This window comes from Spirosoma flavum, from assembly GCF_042686045.1.
In the GTDB taxonomy this organism is placed as follows: domain Bacteria; phylum Bacteroidota; class Bacteroidia; order Cytophagales; family Spirosomataceae; genus Spirosoma; species Spirosoma flavum.
This window is the reverse complement of sequence record NZ_JBHUOM010000002.1, coordinates 700,733-718,522: the sequence shown is the minus strand read 5'-3', so window position 1 is coordinate 718,522 and position 17,790 is coordinate 700,733. Positions and strand designations below refer to the sequence as shown.

Genomic DNA, 17,790 nt, shown 5'->3' with positions numbered 1-17,790 from the left:
AACGGTCGATTACTGCGGCAGTTTCTCCTGGAAGTAGCCATACAGCCACGTACCTGCGATAGCACTCAGCAGTGTAACGGCCACAATGCCATACCCACTGCCAATCTGAGCGAATAAGGGTCCTGGACAAGCACCGGTAATGGCCCAGCCCAAGCCAAAAATAAGGCCGCCATAGATCTGGCCTTTGTGAAATGCCTTAGGCGCAATATAGACTGGCTCACCAGTTATCGTTTTGATACCGAATCGCTTAATGAGTTGTACGGATAGGAGCCCTACCACAACGGCACTGCCGATAACCCCGTACATGTGAAACGAATCAAGTCGGAACATTTCCTGAATTCGGAACCAGGAAATGATTTCGGCTTTGACAAAGACAATGCCAAACAGCAGACCGACAATCAGGTACTTTAGGTTGACAAGCCCACGTTCGGGTTTAGTTTTTGCCAGTGGCATTTCGTGGAGAGAAGCCGGGCCAGTCGATGAACGCGGCTTTAGGGGAAGGGATTGATTCAAGAGGAAAGATGGTTTAGTTGACCCAGGCGAAAATAAACGGCAGCAAGAGGTGCGTCATCACAAAGCCACCCACCATAAAACAAATCGTCGCCACCAATGATGGCCATTGCAGGTTGGAGAGGCCCATAATGGCATGCCCTGATGTACAACCTCCGGCCCACCGGGTTCCGAAGCCCACCATCAGCCCGCCAACGACGCTGAAGAACAAACCTTTGAGCGTAAACAGATTCGACAGGGCGAACAGGTCGGCGGGCATCAGCCCTGAAAAATCCCGAATCCCCAGGGCCTGTAAAGCCGCTACGGTCGGCGGTGCTATGCTTATCGAAGCAGGGTTGGCCAAAAAGCGGGTGGCGACAAAACCTCCCAGTAGCACACCCGCCACAAAAAACAGATTCCACGCTTCCTTCTTCCAGTCATAGTGAAAAAAGGAAATGTTAGCGGGCAGGCAGGCTGCACAGATGTGCCGAAGCGACGATGAGATACCGAATGACTTATTGCCAATCAGTAGCAGCGTTGGAACGGTAAGGCCGATAAGCGGCCCAGCTACGTACCAGGGCCAGGGCTGACGGATTGTATTCAGAAATTCCATAAGGTACTAGATTGGCTGTAAGCTACTTGGTAAATTCCGTTTAAAACTACAAAACAGAAAATTTTGGGTTGTACCAAACGGGGTTTGGTGATCTTCAGTCACGCAATGTAGCTTCGTAAAGCCCGCCTTTAGTTGCCCTTCCAGCTCCGGTTCTGAGTATTGTTTTACGGCTAATCCGCTGCACCGGTCCGGCCCATTCTCGGAAAAAGTACCCATAGTCATGAATCCGGTAACGGCCTGCCGGGCTGTCTGGAGATAGGTCGCAATCTGGTCCGTCGAAGTCAGAAAATGAAACGTGGCCCGGTCGTGCCAAATGGCATAGGTAGCCGTTGGCCGGAAAGTCAGCACATCACTCACGACCCATTTGACCCGGTTTGCCTGCTTGCCGATTCGTTGTTGCGCTTTGGTAAGGGCGTGGGCCGAAATGTCGAGTACGGTAATCTGCTCGTAGCCCTCGGCGAGTAGACAATCAACCAGGGTACTATCGCCACCGCCGATGTCGATAATGGGGGCCGTTTTGGGTAACTGGAAACTGCGAATGAACACAAGCGATGTCTGGGGAATAGCCTGCGTCCAGCTTACCTGATCGGGTTGTTTGGTCCGGTAAACGGTTTCCCAGTGCTGATGATTTTCGGTCATGAAATTGATAGGTTACCGCTGGGTAGCGGGACAGACGAAATTAGTTATGTTGAAACGCGCGGTCTGCTGCATAGCGGCAAAACCACCGGCAATATCGATCAGGTTATCGAAGCCACGGGCTTTCAGAATCGAAAGGGCCATCATGGAGCGGTATCCTCCTGCGCAGTGCACATATACCGAACCTTCTTTTGGGATTTCCGCCATCCTGTCATTCAACGTATCGAGTGGTAGATTGATTGCTCCGTCGAGGTGAGTAGCGGCAAACTCGCCCGGCTTGCGAACATCCACTAGTGTCAGCTCATTCAGCGCCAAACGAGTGGCCAGTTCATCGGCCGAAATAGACGGAATGTGGTCAACGTCAAGACCTACATTGATCCAGGCGTTTATTCCTCCGTCCAGGTAGCCAATAACCTGATCGTAGCCCACACGGGCCAGTCTAACCAGCGATTCAGCCTCTTTACCTGGTTCCGCGATGAGCAAAATTGGCTGCCTCACGTCCGGGATGAGTGCACCCACCCAGGGAGCAAACTGCCCATTCAAGCCAATATTAATGGCGTTGGGCACAAACTCGGTAGCGAAGAGCTGAGCATCGCGGGTATCCAGCATGAGCGCACCTGTCTGGTTGGCTGCCGCGTCAAAGGCCTGTGGACTAAGTGGCTGCGCTCCCCGTTTCAACACACTGTCAATCTGTTCGTAGCCTTCCCGGTTCATGCGGACGTTTTCAGGAAAATAGGCTGGAGGTTTGGCTAGTCCGTCGGTAACTTCCTGAATAAATTCCAGCCGGCTCATGTCGGCCCGGAGCGCATAATTGACCCGTTTCTGATTGCCCAGCGTATCGCTGGTTTCTTTACTCATGCTCTTGCCACAAGCGGAGCCCGCTCCGTGAGCCGGATAAATAACTACGCTATCTGGTAAGGGCATAATCTGGGTTCTAAGCGAATCGAAGAGCATGCCGGCTAAATCCGGCGTGGTCAATGTAGCACCCTGCGCCAGGTCGGGTCGACCAACATCGCCAATAAACAAGGTATCGCCACTAAAAAGCGCGATGGGCAGCCGGGCAACATCCAGGAGCAGATAACAGCTCGATTCAATCGTATGGCCCGGCGTGTGCAGTACACGAATCGTTAGCGCACCCAGATGAAACTCTTCTTCTGCGCGGGCACTATACGATTCGAAGCCAGTCTGTGCGTTGGGGCCATAGATGATTGGTGCGCCTGTCTGCCGGGCTAAGTCAAGATGACCCGACACAAAATCAGCGTGCAGGTGCGTCTCAAATACATACGTTATCGTTGCTCCATCACTTCGGGCTTTCTCCATATACGAAGCCACCTCCCGTAAGGGATCAATGACAGCGGCTTCACCGTTGCTTTCGATGTAGTAGGTTCCCTGCGATAAGCAACCGGTATAAATCTGCTCGATTTTCATAAAACGATTGGGTTGACATGCGTTCTGAAGATTGAATCAAACGTAAGAAGAGGATCTCCGCGGTTCTGTGATACTTGTCACATAGACCTCAAAATCACCTAAAAAAGCAATTCTTTCGTCAGAATGAATACGCCCATGCCCAGGACAAACCACCCGAAGGCTTTCCGCAAGTGCTGCCCGGCGATATAGCGGGCTAACTGACTACCCAGAAAAATACCTCCCACGGAAAGTGCCGTAAATACGCTCAGAAAGCCCCAATCGATTACCTGATCGGCCAGACTACTGGTAAACCCAATGAGTGAATTGAACGCTATAATCAGCAGCGAACTACCAATGGCTGTTTTCATGGGTAACCGGGCGAAGAGAACCAGCGTCGGGATAATCAGGAATCCCCCACCCGCCCCAACGATACCGGTCACCAGGCCAACTAGCCCGCCCTCCAGGGCAATGACAGGAAAATTAGTTGCCTTATCCTCCCGCCCAGTAAATGAGACGGCTTCGTTCTCCCGAATCATCGAATAGGCTGCGGCCAGCATAATCAGCGCAAACAGAACCATCAGCGCGACTGGTTTAGCCAGCACAAAGCCGGTCCAAAGCGTAAGTTGAGCGGGGATGTGAGGCAGCATAAACTGACGGGCAAGGATGACCGTAACCAGGGAAGGGAGCGCAAAGGCAATAGCCGCCGAGTAATTAATCAGCCCCTGTTTCATATAATTGATTGACCCCACCAGGGAGGTAGTACCGACAATGAACAGGGAATAGGCCGTTGATAAGATGGGATTAATGTGGAGCAGGTATACCAGAACGGGTAGTGTCAGTATACTACCACCACCCCCTAGTAAGCCCAGGCTAATACCGATCAGAATGGACGAAGAGAAACCAGCTATTTGCAGAGTGGTCATAAACGCTACTTTTTTAACGAAAGTAGCGGGCCCTCTTTTGGCCTTCCGTGACAAATGTTACAGGAGCTACTAATTCCCCTATAGTATGGCAATTTTATTGCGCATTAATTTTATATGGGCTGCTTTCTCTAACTGTTTTAGCAAGCGGGAAATCACTTCTCGTGAGGTAGCCAGTTCCTGGGCGATTTCTTGATGGGTAATTGAAATGACGGTACAGTGGCAGCTTTGGGTCTTTTTACGCAGATAAGCCAGTAACCGTTCGTCGAGTTTATGAAACGCTACCTGATCGATTGTCGCCAGCAGATCGTTAAATCGCTTCTGATACGTATGAAATACAAACTGTTTCCAAGTTGAATAGCGGCACATCCACTCATCGACTTTTTCCATGGGGATGGCAATTATCTCGGTTTCTTCTTCGACCAGGGCCGTGATTTCACTTTTCTTTTGGCCCAGACAGCCGGTAAGCGACATGGCGCAGGAATCTAAACCGCCCAGATAATACAGGAGGGCTTCCCGACCCAGCTCATCCGGTCGCATGATCTTGACCGAACCACGAATAATAATGGGTACGGACCGAATGTATTCGCCTGGTCGAATTAAATAAGCGCCCGCGGGTACCCGCTTATAGAGTCCTGCCTGCGCCATTTCAGTCAATAACGCTAGTTCGAACATACCAGCAAATGTTTCCTGCAAATAAGTGGTTGTCAATGTCATCGAATAGTCCTTGTATTGATAGGCTGATAGCGTAACAGCCAACACAACCGGCAAGTTGCTGAGTCAGAAAACTTGAGTCAACAGCCTTTCCAGGTATTTATGATTCAGCATGTTAAAGCATCTTTCTGTCAACGTATCAAACGAAGTACGTCTTAACCTGTTTTGGCCAGTGTGACACGAGCATGGGAACCCGTCGGCGATAGTGCCTGTAGAGTTCACTGAATTCCTCGATGAGTTTCCGCTCCTCGAAATAAATTCCAATGCGTATGTAAAGGCTGGCGGCCAATAGAAAAATAAGGTTGGCCCAAGTGGGTTGATATAAAAAAATGCTAAACAGAGCCAGAATAATCCCCAGATACAAAGGATGTCGTACATAGCCCAGAATACCACGTTGGCGAAATCCACCCCTGATATCACTTTTTTTGACTCGGGCCATCCAATGAATTCGCTCAAATCGTAACTCGATAAGGCAATCACACCAATGGCCAGTCCTGCCCCTAGAATCGTCACACCAATCAATACGGCCCCATGCCAGTTGCTGAGGAAATCAATCTGGTGATGGAACTCGAAAAATGACTTGTCCGGGAAAATGTTGACCATAAACAGTCAACGGAAGTAGACGGTAGCGAAAGTAGTTGCGGTTGAGACGGCGCAGTTCCGTCATAGAGATACCTAGGGTTTCTTCCAGTTCGGAGGCTTGGACCCGTTCGGCGCGCTAGGCTTCGACCACCCTCCAACGGAATAGGTATCGAGTTTTCTTTTTCTTATAGCCTAATAGATCGTTAAGATAGGGATTCATACTGGATTCTGACTAAAGTTTCCAGTAGCATACGGTCGCTTAAATAGGGCGTTTCAGTACACGGATGAGACGGCTTCACCCTACGCTCCTATCTAGCTTTGTTCTTATTGCTTTGACGCGGCTGGTAGAGTTGCGTACGGGCATGGCGACCTGTCGTTTTGACGTCTATGATGGGGGCGGGGTAGTCAACGCCAATATGAAAATGGATAGCGTCCTGTTCTTCCACGGGTATCGTCCAGGGTTCGTGGATGTAAGCCGTGGAGCAAACGGCCAGTTCGGGTATCCACTGTTTAATGAATACACCTTCCGGATCATGCTCTTTTGATTGCTTGACTGGATTGTAGATCCGAACCGGCTGTCGATCACTGGCCAGAATACCCGACTGAAGCTGAAGTTGGGCGTAGTGAATACCGGGCTCAAAATCCGTAAACTGGCGGGCCAGATGCCAGCCGCCCTCCTGCCAGTGTTGGAACAGATGGTGGGTCAGAAACGAAGTGAGCAACGCCCGCATCCGAAAGTTGAGGTAGCCCGTTTGCCGGAGACAACGCATACAGGCATCGATCAGCGGGTACCCCGTCTGCCCGTCCTGCCACGCGATTAGTTGGTCGATATTAACTTGCTTTTCGATCCGGTCAAAATCAGGATTTTTGTTCACAAACTCAATCCGCTCGTTGCGCTCGAAGAGTTCAGTGAAATAGCTTTGTAAGCGTAACCGATTGATAAACAGAGTCGACCCATGAATCTGACCGGTTGCCTTGGGCTCGGGCTGTTGGAGCGCGTAGACATAGTGTTGGTACACCTGCCGGGCGCTCAGACAACCCCAGGCCAGGTAAGGCGACAGGCGGCTGCACCCCCTGCGGCTTTCCAGCGGTTTGGAAATCGAGTCTTCATAAAGCCGGATCCGCTCGTCCAGAAAGCTCGTCAAATAGCGGTGTCCGTTGCGTTCCCCACCTGGCTGAAACAAAGGGTTCGCTACCTGCCAGTTAGCCGGCAGATCGGGGCCCCGCTCGGCGGCAAACCAGTCAGCCGGTACGTGGGCTGGTTTCCATTGGGTCAGGTCAGGCTGGTGCTGTGCTGCCTGCATGGTATGAAGCCAGACACTCTGCCAACCGGCGCTGCTTTTCAGCCCGCGCCGGACCCCGTTGCGCTGAAACTCTGACCACGTAATGCTCTGCTCACGACAAAAGCGGGCAACCGCTTTGTCCCGGTCATACGTAACCTTGAGGCCTGTTTCCTGATGGGAATAAATGGTGTGGATGGTGTACTGGGTCTGTAGAGCCGTCAGCACATCTACCACTTCCCGTTGAAAAACCGAGATGGCAGGTGCGTTGGTGTCGGGCGCAGGGAGACCTGTTTCTGACACCAACGCTACTTGTTTATTGAGGTCGACCAGCGATTCGTGAACGAACCGCCAATGCCGCTCATTGTAATTTGGATCGGCCATCACCGATGGCTCGAAGCAATAGAGTAACAGTAACCTCCGATTGGCAAGCCCTCGTCCGGCTTCGATAGCCGCCTGTAGGGGCGCATGATCGTGCAGGCGCAAATCACGCTTGAACCAGACAATGTCGATACCGGGGCGTTTATCCATTCTGGGTGAGTTTCGCTAAGTCGTGAAGGCCGCTATAGTCTGCCATCCATATTATTTCAGATTCCGGTTGACAAAGTCGAGGAAGGGCTTGGCTGCTTCGAACGACTTGACAATTTCGCTCACCAGTTCGGGCTGCGACAGGGTTTCGTCCTTCAGCCAGCGCCGGGCAACGAAATCGGTCAACTTTAAGTAGCCTGTAGCCGGATTGTCTTCGGCGTAGCCCTTCGGTGGCCGCTTTAAACTAAATTCCTCCGTTTTTTGCAGGTCGTTGAAAAGCGATTTAAAGTCCTGTTTGTGCAGAATCCCCTGAAATTCCTTCCAGTTGTGATCGATCTCTTCCCGCACCTTCCTGACCGCTTCTGTGGGCGCGCCAACCAGCCCGCCCCCCATGAATATATTCCCCGGCTCATAATTCAGGTAATAGCTGGCGGCAATAGCCTGTTTACCTACTGGATTTAGACCAAGCCGAAACGTAGTATGATAAGGCGGTTTGTTTTTCGTGAACCGCATATCCCGGTGAATCCTAAGCATGGCTTTTTTGGGCTCGTAGTGGGCAATCGACTCATCGAACTTAGCCGTTTCCTGAATGACGGATTCAGTCAGTTGCTCGAACTCCTGACGGGCAGCATCGTACTCGTCCCGGTGGTCCTCGAACCAGCCTTTATCGTTGTTCTTCGCCAGCTTTTTCAAGAAAGGCAGCATGGATGATTGGGCCATTGGTAGTCAATTAATGGGTTAATAAATTGTATCAGGGATGCGTGTTTTGCCTGAGTGGTGTAGTAGTCACAGAGATCGGTCAGGGGGCATTCTCCGCAATGCGGTTTTCGGGCTATGCACACCTTCCCACCGTGCTGAATCAACCATTCGTGCGCGTGTCGCCGAAACTCCAGGGGCGTAATTCTAGTCAACTCATCGGCGGTAGCTTCGGCCGTGGTCGTGCTGACCATGCCTAATCGGTTGACAACCCGAAACACGTGCGTATCGACGGCGATAGTAGGCTGCTCAAACACGAAGTTCAACATAATGTCGGCGCACTTGCGGCCAATACCACTCAGGCCCATCAGCTCCTCCTGGGTGTGGGGAATCTGCCCGTGGTATTTATCGATGATCTGCCCGGCCATCGTTTTCAGGGTTTTGGCCTTGCGGTTGTAATGCGCCACCGACCTGATACGCTCGACCAGTTCCTGCTCATCGATATCGCGGAGTTGTTCAAACGTGTGCACCGTCTTATAAAGGGCCAGTGCCGCCTTAATGGTGCGTTTGGAGGGCGTCATGGTTGAAAGTGCGACCGACACCAGACTTTTAAAAGGCGTGTCTGATATCCCACTCGTCGTCCATTCATCGTCGGTCTGATCGAAGGGGGTGTAGTGCTGGCTTAGTAGCCGATAAATTTCAGTCACTTGCCGGGTATCCATAGCTATTTATCGCTTGCGTGCGGGGTAATAAGGGGGTCATTGACGTACTTGACAGGAACGCCGATAAAAGCGGGCTGACCAGTCAAAACACCCGCCTACCGACGGCCTTAAAGGGCGATTCCGCAGGAGAGTGTTCAGCTAGATCGACGCTGTCGACTTTCTACGATGTCAACGCCTGGGGTAAATGGTCGAGTTGGCAATCGCGTTGTAACGGTCAATGAGTTGCTGCTGCTCGTCGGTCATCTTGCTAAATTCGGCGACCTGTTCTTCGATACCCAGTAACTGGGCCAGCGTTCCGCTTTTTTTGAAGGCAGTAACAAAATAATTGGCGGCTACCGTGCCGCCCGACAGCAGAGCAATATCGGTCGAAGCAGGATCAACGGCGGCTTCCAGCATCAGTTTTGTTCCCCGGTTAATGCCATCCATGATTTCGTCGTGCGCACTGTCGACGGGGGCACCCGCGTCTTTCAGATAATCTGCCAGCGTATTGCCGTGGCGGTCCATCGTTTCTTTCACCTGACTGGCGAATTGCTTCCGATCAGAATCCGTACTTTTCTGCTGCATCGTTTGAGCCGCTTCACTCCCCTGCTGACAGGCGGAATGTACGGCCTGGAACCCGGCGATGTGCCATTTTTCAACTGCTTGCTTCGACATGACTCTATTGCCTGTTGAATAAATCACAATGTGTGGCCTGATTGTACATATATAACACGATGACGTTTTGTATTATTTTGTCAGTATGTTGTAATTTTGCAAAATTATCTTACTTTCGTTGTTTGCCAGCCAGCACCTTCCGGCCGGGTAAGCTTCATTGATCAGCAACCAGTATGGCTTTGTCAACTCACAAGGAAACCGATTTACGCAACCTTATTCTGGAACGAGCGACCAAGCTTTTTCAGCTTTTCGGCTATCACAAACTGGTGATGGAAGACATTGCTCGGGCGGTAGGCAAGAGCCGCAGTACGTTGTATCTGTATTATAAAGACAAAGACGCCATTTTTGGGGCTATTGTCGAGCGGGAAATAAAGGCTTACCTAGCTGAACTGACAGCCGAGTTGCAACAGCACCATTCCGCTGTTGAGCGACTGCGGGCTTACTTCCGGATCAAATTCAACTTTCGTTACGCTAAAGCGACGGAATACCTAATTATGAATCAGGAGATGGCTCAGCAACCGGAGATGGTTAACCGAATGCGGATCTACACGGACCCTCCTGAAACCGAGTACCTGATGGGTATCATCCGTTACGGCATTGCGACGGATGAGTTTGTTGCCTTACCTGATGAACAGATACGACTGATTACAACTATGATGATCAGCGCACTCCATAATATTGCTAATGATGTACTGGTTAATGTCGAAACAGCCAACTTATCCTCCGTGCAGACTCTCTTACAACTGCTTTTTGTGGACGGTATCTTAAGCCGTTGATTAACGCTTAATTTGGCCTTGTTCTGTGAATAATGCCCTGGATTGTTTACAGCAATTACTTAGCATCGAATCAAGTCTAGTCTAGTACTACTATTTTACAAAACTGGTCTTTAGTGCAAAACGGGGCCAAAATGAAAATAGTCCCGTAAAGTGCTGACTTTGAGATACGGTAAAGAAAACGGTCATTTACTTTACTATCGAATTCGCAAGCTATACACAGCCAATTTTTTCCTATTTTAAGGCAAGTAACTCGGGCAAACAATCAAAGTAAGCTTAGCTGCTTTAAGTATTGGGTTTTCTGACACCCTATTTTCATTTTGGCCCCGTTTTGCACTAAATACCAAAACTCCAAGTATCAGATGAAAGTCGCAGTATAACGCTCCCACTTGAGACGACGGGAATTTCATGCATCTGCTTCTTGAATGGGCATTCAAACAGACGCTGATATACGTTGGTATAGTGAGAAAGTAAGGGAGAACCCGTCTTCACAAGGACAAGCATGGCTATTGATACTTAAATACTTACTGGCCCGTTTTACTCACATATAGGCAACTAGTAACTTGCTAATATAGGTACTGTCAGCCATAGGAGTCAGTTCATGATTTGCCTCATTTTTAAGGCAAGAACTGGCTTGTGGTGATTTGAAAGCTCTCGTATGAAACACTGGCTGTGTATCCTGTTTTGTGGTAGTATGTTGCTCTCTTCGGCATGCAACAAGCAACCAGCTGCCCCTCAAACCCGCCCCTTCTATCTGGGTATAACCCCCTGGCCAGCTGATTTTACGACCCCGGAAGTGGAGGCCGCTTACCGCTTTGTTGATGAGCATTGCGATATAATATCGCATCATTTCGACGAAGGAATTCCGTATGAGGAAGCCTATACCAACAGCAACTGGCCAACAGCGCTGCTGGCCGACCTGCAAACCCGCAAAAGCAAAACCCCAGCTGGAAAAAAAATACTGCTCAGTTCATCGGTGCTGGCCTTAACCCGCAACCAGAAGGCTCCTTACTCCCGATACGCCACAACCCTGACCACTACGACGAAAAATCAATGGGAAGCGCTGCCCTTTAATGATGCCCGGGTGGTAACGGCCTATGTTAATTTTATGAAGCTGCTGATTGATACATTACAGCCCGACTTCATTAATTATGCCGTCGAGAGTAATGTTGAGAGTTGGAATCTCACTACGTTTGATCAGTACAAAGAGTTCGTTAGTCAGGTCTACCAGCAATTGAAAAGAGCGTATCCCACCACGCCCATCCTGCTCAGTTTTATGGTCAACGAGACGCTGCAATCGCTAAATTTTGCTCGTCAACTCGTACCTTATACCGATTACTTAGCGCTGAGTGCGTATCCCTACACCAACGTCAGCTCGTCGGCTGGTGGCACCACTGATCCGGCCTTATTTCCAGCGACGTATTTTAGCCGTTTCCTTGACTTGGCTCCTGGTAAGCCACTCTGTTTCGCTGAGACGGGTTATATAGCCCAGTCCCTGTCAATACCTGCTTTTGGGCTGACCAAACTTGGCACAGATGCCTGGCAGGATGCTTACCTGCAACTGATCTGTGGGCTGGTCAACGAGCGAAAGGGGAAATTCATTATTTGGTTTTGCCACAAAGATTATAATGCGGGTCTTAGCCAGTTAAAGCAGGCTGGTGTCTACCAGGATCTGTTTGCCTTATGGGCCGACACGGGTTTGGTCGATGAAGACAATGTTCCGCGTCCCGCTTATCAAACGTGGCTAATGTGGATGAGCCGGGCCGTAACCGAGTAAATACGTTAGGGATGCCACAACCAGGCCCATTTATCATCCTGGAGCGCTCATCCTTGCGATCCGTTACTAGATAAGTGTACGAAGTTGTGTTGCCCTTAAGGCGTATGCTTTATAACTGAGCCGTAACGGTGGAGCATTGGACACCTATTAAAAATGACCGTCTAATAAAACCCTACTATCTGAGACGAATTAATCATTTGCACTGCATTCAGTTAGGGGCGTTCATGGGGATGATTCTTTACAGGTAATAGCCGCGCTTACTCTCCCACTCGCCACTCCGATTTGTGGCCAAGCCTTGTCCTGTTTCCGGTTGCACAAAGTCTGCGATGCGCCTTTATGGAAAGAAGCTGGCAAAACCAAGTATAAAGCCAAGCAGTTGACCAGTGAGAGTTGAGCACTCCTCCTTCCATTTAGCCGTTCGTACCGTTTGTATTCAGACCAAGCACAGAACTGATTACATTGATACTCCATCAATAAGCTGACAACTCCATGCGAACATCTCTACTTGGTTCGAGCTTTAGACGTTTAGTCAAGCCTGATTATCAGCATTGGGAAGGCGTGCCCAAAATCAACATTTACTTTCTACGATTCCTGTATACGTTGATGTTCGTTTTTTTGGGTAAAGACGCTTGGACGTACATCTTCACCAACACGGAGGTCTGGGAGCCAAGAAATGCGATGGCCTGGTCGGTCTGGGCTTCCTTCTCCCTGCTGGCGCTGCTTGGCATCTTCCATCCCCTTAAAATGCTGCCTATCTTACTGTTGGAAATCAGCTACAAAGTGATTTGGTTGCTGATAGTGGCTTACCCCTTATGGCAGGCGGATAAGTTAGCTGGGTCCCCGGCGGAGGGGATGACCGTGGTGTTTCTGCCGGTATTTCTGCCCATTTTGTTTGTGCCTTGGCGCTACGTGTGGAGAACCTATGTTTTAGGCGCTAAACCGACTATTGGCGTGCAATCTCAATCCCTATTGTAGGCTGAATGGCTGCTGTCGAGCGAAGGTTTAGCGGCACTTAGCTTGGCAAAGGAAAAAAAAGGTTGATTAATAAATGAAATTGCTTAATCTCAGATTACGCTCCTGAAAATGAACTGGCATAGGCGTTTTATAATCAGTTGTGCCGTACCTTTTTGTAGACGGGCTTAAGGATTAATTAACGATAGCTATCTTCTTCCCTAAATCCGAAGGGAAATAAAAATTCATCCCCGTTTGAGCCTGTAAATCAATCAGACTGTTGGCTGTTTCAACGCTAATCATCCCAATTTCTTCTCGCAACTGATTTACGTTCTCCAACTCTTGGCGGGTCAGAGAACTGATCAAATGGCCAAAATGCTTTTCTTGCCCACCACTTGTGGAAGCTATATACCAGTCATCAATTCGCACAAATTCCTCGGGGGTTATTTCACCTGACCTGATTGCCCTCAACAGCTTGGGTCTGATAGCTGGATACAAGCTATCGGTCAAGTTATAAGCCCTACTAATCGAATTATGGTGACTCAGGATAACCGACGTCCAATACCTATTATGGATTAGCCTTTCTCCAGGATAGCCATAGGCATTGATAAGCCGGCTAAGTTCGGCGAGTTGCTTCTCGCTATGAGGAGCAAACTTCTTTTCGGCATACCGCTCCTGTCGTTTAGAACCGAACGTAAATAGCGCTAAGAGTGCCTTTCGCTGGTCCTTGTTAAACAGTCGTTTGACTATACTCCGCAGTTCACGGTTGCCGCTCTTTTGATAAACGGATCGGAGTGAATCACGCTGTTTTTCAACCATCTCCCATTCGGGATTGCGTTGCAGCTTTTTAAGAAATTTAGCTTTCTTAGCCTCTTTCAACTTCCATCCGGCAGCCATTGCCTTTTTCAAGTAGATGAACGCGTCTTCTTGTTTTCCAAGCTGTAGCGCCAATTGTGTGGCTACTTTATAGTCTTTCAGGAACACAAAACGATACGAGTTGAACACTTGTTGGTACAGATCTAGCGCTCCCTGGTAGTCTTGCTGAGCAATCCGTTTATGGGCCTGAGCGATACTCCGATGATAGGCACTATAATTTTCTTCACTTGATACGGGCTGTCTTTTATCAGAAAGCGTCTGGGGAAAGACAGTTGAATTGACAGCTAAACAAAATACAAAGATATAGTTCATGGCATACCTGTTTATCATAGAGACATCATCATGAACGAATCGGTTGGAACCCGTTACGTTTATTTAACAATTGAGATTCAATCCTGAACACGACTTCGCTGGACATCTACTCATACTAAAAGCAGATTTGTAACAGCTGACGTCATTCTCATAAGACGCTCTATTCGTATTACGCGGACTCTTTAAAAATAAGTGATGGATTTTGGGGGCCGTCGTGGGGCCAGACCGCTGGTGCGGTCGGCAATTTTTAGATGAGCAGTGATTCGTTCAAGTTGTTTCGGATAGGGAATTTATGAAACTCCTCAAAAAACTTGGGCAAGGTTAGGCTTGCTACACAAAGGATCATACCGATTCGTAGAACTACCCAATGGGAGTGGTTGGAGGGGACAAAAGTAAGGTTTCAGTGGTAGCTTTGTCTAGTAATTCACTCAAATGGATACGTCAAAGGTAGTTCCGCCCAAGTGGACCTGATCAACGTTTCTATAGTTTTGGGGTGTTGATAAACGTTTAGACAGTTTTGATATGAAAAATCTGCTCATGCTCCTCGCCCTTGGCTGTTTTTCGGCCACTGCCCAGCCCAAACCATTCCAGAAAGCCTTTAAAGAAGACTTCACTAAGCCCACTTCCCCCTATTTCAGCTACGGATCGACGGGGCAAAAAATCGCCTTCAAATATGCGCAGGGTGTCACTTCATCAACCGAGCCTAAAAGCCATGTTCTTTCCTTCAAGATTAATCCCAACGAAGCACCCGGGGCCGGGAAGGGACCCGAAATTATCTCGACCAAGTTCACGCATTTCGGCACGTATTCGGCGCGAATTAAGGTACCCACCGTGATTACTATACAGCCTAATGTAGGGGCCGTGGTGGGATATTTCACCTATCACCTCGATAGTATTCCCGGCCTGAGCGAGATTGACATCGAGTGGCTCATTGCCGACCCCACTATTATCTACCTCGGCACCTGGACAGGGCATACCGGCGCCTTGCAGCGGGTTGGCCGGACGATCAATCTGGCCAAAGGCATTATTTACACCACAGAGCAGAAGATTAACTACGATGGCACCCCCACCCCCCTGACGGGCGTGCAGAACCAGCCCGAAACGCTGCCCTCTCTGCCCGGCTACGATGCCTCCTCGCAGTTTTACACTTACGGATTCGACTGGTATCCCGACCGCCTGCGCTGGTGGATGATTCACCCCACCACGGGTGCCAAAATCGTGCTCTGGGATTACCAGGGGTCATCGTTGGGTATTCCCCAGAATGCCTCGCGGTACCGGATGAATTTCTGGCATACCAACAATTGGGCGGTTGAAACGAATCCGCTGTCGACGGAAGCGCCTAAAAACCCCTATCAATTAGAAGTTGACTGGATGGCGTATAAACCGCTCAACCGCCTTTGATGGTTGCAATGAACCGGCAGGTAAGGCCGTAAGCTGGCAACTGACACTGCACCTATAGAACAAGTATTTTTAGGGTGTATACTGGTAAATTTTGACCGATCTGCTTAGACTTGAGTGGTTTTATGTTTACGCTCGAGGCATGAAATTAATTACCCTAGCAACTCTTTTGCGCATCCTGTTGATAGCCGGTAGTGAGGTGTGCCGCTAAACCGGACTCCTCACATCACTTTCAGACTGAGGAATACATTAAAGCAAGTGGAATGGCCTACACGCTGTTTCAGAACATCCTGTACATGGATGCCATTCCGCAGTTTGTGGGTGAAGACGCCGTTTTTGAGCGCGGTATTCACCTACCGGACGCGCAAGGCCGCGTTGCCCTTGCCCTATGAAGCGAGATGGGTGAAGCCATAGCGAGTGCCCTGGCTAGTACTTGTGAGGGCAACCTAACGTATCAGTTAACCGGCAGTAAGTCGTATTCGTTTTATGATTTAGCAACTTCCCTCACAGCCCTTTCTGGCAAGCTCGTGACCTACACGCTAGTGGAGCCAGCCACTTTTGCAGACCAACTAATGGGGCGAGGTTTGTCTGAGATAATGGCCCAGCGAATCACCGGGTTTATAACCGATATTGCCAATGGTCAGGAAGACATCATAAGCCCGGATCTAGAAAAGTTGCTTGGTCGAAAGAAAGCCGACTGCACTTAACGAAGGGTTAACCTTGTTGTGTAACCTGTAACACGCGTCGCCTGTCTGGAAAAAGTCAGGACTTAAGCCCGTCGAATTATGCCAAACGAGTCGCTGCACCGAATCGATACCCTATCCGCCTATCATCAGTTTGCTGGTCTTCCCAAACCAGCCCACCCGCTTATTAGTGTGGTCCGCTTTGAGGACATCAGACCACGCAAGATTGCCAAGCCAAAAAGCATGGTTATTAACTTCTATTCAATTGCTTTGAAACGAAATTTCAACAGCCAGCTGAAATACGGACAACAGCCGTATGATTTCGACGAAGGGGTGATGGTCTTTCTAGCGCCTGGTCAAGTGCTTACCGTTGCGGCCGATGAGCAACACGACCATACGGGTTGGCTGTTGATGATTCACCCTGATTTTTTGTGGCATACTCCCTTGGCTAAAACCATCCGGCAGTACGACTATTTTGACTACGCTATTCACGAGGCCCTGTTTCTGTCTGAAAAAGAAGACGAAATGATTGTGGGCATCATCCAGCAGATTCAGCAGGAATACCAGGCTCCAATCGACAAGTTCAGTCAGGCCATAATTGTTGCTCAACTCGAGGTACTGTTTAACTATGCTGAGCGGTTTTACCAGCGGCAGTTCATCACCCGGAAGATTACCAACCACAACCTGCTTGACCGATTTGAGGCCGCATTAGAAGCTTATTTTGTCAACGGTGAGCTCCTGAAAATTGGGTTGCCAACCGTGGGGTATCTGGCCGAACAACTGAATCTATCCCCAACGTACCTAAGCAGTGTATTGAAGGCGCTGACTGGGCAAAACCCTCAACAGCATATTCATAACAAACTCATCTCAACCGCTAAAGAAATGCTATCGACGACGAATTTGTCGGTCAGTGAGATTGCCTATGAGCTGGGTTTCGGGCATCCCCAGTCGTTCAGTAAGTTATTCAGGAGCAAGACTAATTCCTCCCCGCTGGAATTTCGCCATTCATTCAATTAAAATAGCATTTAGGCGGTATTTCACCGGTCCCTTATCCTACCACCCCTGGAAAGATATTACTGATCTACTTTTGCAACAGCCACTGTCTTTATGTAAAGGGAATAAAAGTATAATCTCTTACTAAGGCACTTGGGTTAGTAGCTGAGAAAAGTACTACTATGAACTACTTAATACTCCTTATTCTCCTACTTAACCTTTGCCCCGCTCCGGCTCAACTCACCCAAGATGATTTAAGTCAAGATCCCGTATTCACGACTGTGCTCGCTCGCCGACTCAAGTACCCTCGGCAAGCGCAGTGGTCGAGTATTTACGTCCGTCTTTTTGCTGAGTTTACGGTGGATCAGAAAGGCCATGTTCAACTGATTTCAATTTTGAATCACAGCAACGAAGGAGTCTATTTCGGACTAGAGCCTACTGTTATCAACGCGCTAAAAAGGTTGCCCCCTCTCAGCTTACACTATAGTGGCCATTACATTTTACCTGTCTCCTTTCAACTCCAAGATTACCAGCGGAAGAATAATTTGTTAGTTCCTAAAGACTCTTTGTATTTAACTGACCTAGCTGGTCGTGTGATTTTGAAGGAGATTAAAGTAGTGGGTAGTACCATTAATAGCCAGCGACGAGTTGGCTCAGCCGTTCGACTGGACGTTAATCAATGAGCGATTTTCCATCAAGTAGAGCATCTGATTTTTGTCGTATAATTGACCTAGCTGTTGCAAAAGTCAATAATGAGTAAAGTAGCGACTTGAACCAGTAATTTGC

Annotated in this window: 20 protein-coding genes; 8 read left to right on the top strand and 12 right to left on the bottom strand. The window is 49.2% G+C overall.

Annotated features, from left to right (window positions below; translation table 11 throughout):
- Positions 1 to 9: 9 nt before the first annotated feature.
- The 11 genes from ACFS25_RS08515 to ACFS25_RS08465 form a co-directional block, all read right to left on the bottom strand.
- Positions 10 to 453 (bottom strand): DUF6691 family protein, encoded by a 444-nt coding sequence (locus ACFS25_RS08515; protein WP_381500818.1) that lies wholly within the window; start codon positions 451 to 453, stop codon positions 10 to 12.
- A gap of 73 nt (positions 454 to 526) precedes the next feature.
- The gene (locus tag ACFS25_RS08510; protein WP_381498651.1) at positions 527 to 1,102 is read right to left on the bottom strand and encodes a YeeE/YedE family protein; all 576 of its coding nucleotides are present in this window, start codon (positions 1,100 to 1,102) and stop codon (positions 527 to 529) included.
- Between the two features lie 6 nt (positions 1,103 to 1,108).
- A complete protein-coding gene (locus tag ACFS25_RS08505) occupies positions 1,109 to 1,741 on the bottom strand; it encodes a class I SAM-dependent methyltransferase (protein ID WP_381498648.1) in 633 nt (210 codons plus the stop codon).
- A gap of 12 nt (positions 1,742 to 1,753) precedes the next feature.
- Positions 1,754 to 3,166 carry an MBL fold metallo-hydrolase gene (locus ACFS25_RS08500; protein ID WP_381498645.1) on the bottom strand — a complete coding sequence of 471 codons (1,413 nt, stop codon included), beginning with the start codon at positions 3,164 to 3,166 and terminating at the stop codon, positions 1,754 to 1,756.
- A 98-nt stretch (positions 3,167 to 3,264) separates the two neighbouring features.
- The gene (locus ACFS25_RS08495; RefSeq protein WP_381498642.1) at positions 3,265 to 4,068 is read right to left on the bottom strand and encodes a sulfite exporter TauE/SafE family protein; all 804 of its coding nucleotides are present in this window, start codon (positions 4,066 to 4,068) and stop codon (positions 3,265 to 3,267) included.
- 78 nt (positions 4,069 to 4,146) lie between these two features.
- Positions 4,147 to 4,782: a Crp/Fnr family transcriptional regulator gene (locus ACFS25_RS08490; protein WP_381498639.1), complete on the bottom strand. Its 636-nt coding sequence runs from the start codon at positions 4,780 to 4,782 to the stop codon at positions 4,147 to 4,149.
- Positions 4,783 to 4,918: 136 nt separating this feature from the next.
- On the bottom strand, positions 4,919 to 5,218 hold the full coding sequence (locus ACFS25_RS08485; protein ID WP_381498637.1) for a methyltransferase family protein: 300 nt from the start codon (positions 5,216 to 5,218) through the stop codon (positions 4,919 to 4,921).
- Between the two features lie 451 nt (positions 5,219 to 5,669).
- Positions 5,670 to 7,172 (bottom strand): FAD-binding domain-containing protein, encoded by a 1,503-nt coding sequence (locus tag ACFS25_RS08480; RefSeq protein WP_381498634.1) that lies wholly within the window; start codon positions 7,170 to 7,172, stop codon positions 5,670 to 5,672.
- Positions 7,173 to 7,223: 51 nt separating this feature from the next.
- Complete coding sequence (locus ACFS25_RS08475) at positions 7,224 to 7,889, bottom strand: DUF2461 domain-containing protein (protein ID WP_381498631.1); 666 nt, start codon at positions 7,887 to 7,889, stop codon at positions 7,224 to 7,226.
- On the bottom strand, positions 7,859 to 8,587 hold the full coding sequence (locus ACFS25_RS08470) for an endonuclease III domain-containing protein (protein WP_381498629.1): 729 nt from the start codon (positions 8,585 to 8,587) through the stop codon (positions 7,859 to 7,861). The genes ACFS25_RS08475 and ACFS25_RS08470 overlap by 31 nt, the downstream gene beginning before the upstream one ends.
- A 168-nt stretch (positions 8,588 to 8,755) precedes the next feature.
- Complete coding sequence (locus tag ACFS25_RS08465; protein WP_381498626.1) at positions 8,756 to 9,241, bottom strand: DUF892 family protein; 486 nt, start codon at positions 9,239 to 9,241, stop codon at positions 8,756 to 8,758.
- Between the two features lie 173 nt (positions 9,242 to 9,414).
- On the opposite strand from ACFS25_RS08465, the gene ACFS25_RS08460 reads away from it, so the two are divergent.
- From ACFS25_RS08460 to ACFS25_RS08450, 3 genes are all read left to right on the top strand, one after another.
- Positions 9,415 to 10,017: a TetR/AcrR family transcriptional regulator gene (locus ACFS25_RS08460; protein ID WP_381498624.1), complete on the top strand. Its 603-nt coding sequence runs from the start codon at positions 9,415 to 9,417 to the stop codon at positions 10,015 to 10,017.
- Positions 10,018 to 10,672: 655 nt separating this feature from the next.
- Positions 10,673 to 11,791 carry a hypothetical protein gene (locus tag ACFS25_RS08455; RefSeq protein ID WP_381498621.1) on the top strand — a complete coding sequence of 373 codons (1,119 nt, stop codon included), beginning with the start codon at positions 10,673 to 10,675 and terminating at the stop codon, positions 11,789 to 11,791.
- Between the two features lie 489 nt (positions 11,792 to 12,280).
- A complete protein-coding gene (locus ACFS25_RS08450) occupies positions 12,281 to 12,766 on the top strand; it encodes a hypothetical protein (protein WP_381498618.1) in 486 nt (161 codons plus the stop codon).
- A 171-nt stretch (positions 12,767 to 12,937) separates the two neighbouring features.
- Here the strand turns inward: ACFS25_RS08450 and ACFS25_RS08445 are convergent, their stop codons facing one another.
- On the bottom strand, positions 12,938 to 13,930 hold the full coding sequence (locus ACFS25_RS08445) for a hypothetical protein (RefSeq protein WP_381498615.1): 993 nt from the start codon (positions 13,928 to 13,930) through the stop codon (positions 12,938 to 12,940).
- Positions 13,931 to 14,452: 522 nt separating this feature from the next.
- Here ACFS25_RS08445 and ACFS25_RS08440 point away from each other — a divergent pair.
- The 5 genes from ACFS25_RS08440 to ACFS25_RS08420 all read left to right on the top strand — a co-directional run bounded on the left by ACFS25_RS08440 (position 14,453) and on the right by ACFS25_RS08420 (position 17,687).
- Positions 14,453 to 15,331: a glycoside hydrolase family 16 protein gene (locus ACFS25_RS08440; protein ID WP_381498611.1), complete on the top strand. Its 879-nt coding sequence runs from the start codon at positions 14,453 to 14,455 to the stop codon at positions 15,329 to 15,331.
- Between the two features lie 260 nt (positions 15,332 to 15,591).
- On the top strand, positions 15,592 to 15,720 hold the full coding sequence (locus ACFS25_RS08435; protein ID WP_381498607.1) for a hypothetical protein: 129 nt from the start codon (positions 15,592 to 15,594) through the stop codon (positions 15,718 to 15,720).
- 6 nt (positions 15,721 to 15,726) lie between these two features.
- Entirely contained in the window at positions 15,727 to 16,035 is a 309-nt protein-coding gene (locus ACFS25_RS08430; protein ID WP_381498605.1) for a Rossmann-fold NAD(P)-binding domain-containing protein, read from the top strand.
- A 78-nt stretch (positions 16,036 to 16,113) separates the two neighbouring features.
- Positions 16,114 to 17,028 carry a helix-turn-helix domain-containing protein gene (locus ACFS25_RS08425; RefSeq protein WP_381498602.1) on the top strand — a complete coding sequence of 305 codons (915 nt, stop codon included), beginning with the start codon at positions 16,114 to 16,116 and terminating at the stop codon, positions 17,026 to 17,028.
- 158 nt (positions 17,029 to 17,186) lie between these two features.
- The gene (locus ACFS25_RS08420) at positions 17,187 to 17,687 is read left to right on the top strand and encodes a hypothetical protein (protein ID WP_381498600.1); all 501 of its coding nucleotides are present in this window, start codon (positions 17,187 to 17,189) and stop codon (positions 17,685 to 17,687) included.
- The last annotated feature ends 103 nt before the right edge of the window (positions 17,688 to 17,790 follow it).

Excerpts from the sequence above, each read along its gene's own strand:
- ACFS25_RS08515 (WP_381500818.1), bottom strand. The coding sequence starts at position 453 with ATGCCACTGGCAAAAACTAAACCCGAACGTGGGCTTGTCAACCTAAAG.
- ACFS25_RS08510 (WP_381498651.1), bottom strand. The coding sequence starts at position 1,102 with ATGGAATTTCTGAATACAATCCGTCAGCCCTGGCCCTGGTACGTAGCT.
- ACFS25_RS08505 (WP_381498648.1), bottom strand. The coding sequence starts at position 1,741 with ATGACCGAAAATCATCAGCACTGGGAAACCGTTTACCGGACCAAACAA.
- ACFS25_RS08500 (WP_381498645.1), bottom strand. The coding sequence starts at position 3,166 with ATGAAAATCGAGCAGATTTATACCGGTTGCTTATCGCAGGGAACCTAC.
- ACFS25_RS08495 (WP_381498642.1), bottom strand. The coding sequence starts at position 4,068 with ATGACCACTCTGCAAATAGCTGGTTTCTCTTCGTCCATTCTGATCGGT.
- ACFS25_RS08490 (WP_381498639.1), bottom strand. The coding sequence starts at position 4,782 with ATGACATTGACAACCACTTATTTGCAGGAAACATTTGCTGGTATGTTC.
- ACFS25_RS08485 (WP_381498637.1), bottom strand. The coding sequence starts at position 5,218 with ATGGCCCGAGTCAAAAAAAGTGATATCAGGGGTGGATTTCGCCAACGT.
- ACFS25_RS08480 (WP_381498634.1), bottom strand. The coding sequence starts at position 7,172 with ATGGATAAACGCCCCGGTATCGACATTGTCTGGTTCAAGCGTGATTTG.
- ACFS25_RS08475 (WP_381498631.1), bottom strand. The coding sequence starts at position 7,889 with ATGGCCCAATCATCCATGCTGCCTTTCTTGAAAAAGCTGGCGAAGAAC.
- ACFS25_RS08470 (WP_381498629.1), bottom strand. The coding sequence starts at position 8,587 with ATGGATACCCGGCAAGTGACTGAAATTTATCGGCTACTAAGCCAGCAC.
- ACFS25_RS08465 (WP_381498626.1), bottom strand. The coding sequence starts at position 9,241 with ATGTCGAAGCAAGCAGTTGAAAAATGGCACATCGCCGGGTTCCAGGCC.
- ACFS25_RS08460 (WP_381498624.1), top strand. The coding sequence starts at position 9,415 with ATGGCTTTGTCAACTCACAAGGAAACCGATTTACGCAACCTTATTCTG.
- ACFS25_RS08455 (WP_381498621.1), top strand. The coding sequence starts at position 10,673 with ATGAAACACTGGCTGTGTATCCTGTTTTGTGGTAGTATGTTGCTCTCT.
- ACFS25_RS08450 (WP_381498618.1), top strand. The coding sequence starts at position 12,281 with ATGCGAACATCTCTACTTGGTTCGAGCTTTAGACGTTTAGTCAAGCCT.
- ACFS25_RS08445 (WP_381498615.1), bottom strand. The coding sequence starts at position 13,930 with ATGAACTATATCTTTGTATTTTGTTTAGCTGTCAATTCAACTGTCTTT.
- ACFS25_RS08440 (WP_381498611.1), top strand. The coding sequence starts at position 14,453 with ATGAAAAATCTGCTCATGCTCCTCGCCCTTGGCTGTTTTTCGGCCACT.
- ACFS25_RS08435 (WP_381498607.1), top strand. The coding sequence starts at position 15,592 with ATGGCCTACACGCTGTTTCAGAACATCCTGTACATGGATGCCATTCCG.
- ACFS25_RS08430 (WP_381498605.1), top strand. The coding sequence starts at position 15,727 with ATGGGTGAAGCCATAGCGAGTGCCCTGGCTAGTACTTGTGAGGGCAAC.
- ACFS25_RS08425 (WP_381498602.1), top strand. The coding sequence starts at position 16,114 with ATGCCAAACGAGTCGCTGCACCGAATCGATACCCTATCCGCCTATCAT.
- ACFS25_RS08420 (WP_381498600.1), top strand. The coding sequence starts at position 17,187 with ATGAACTACTTAATACTCCTTATTCTCCTACTTAACCTTTGCCCCGCT.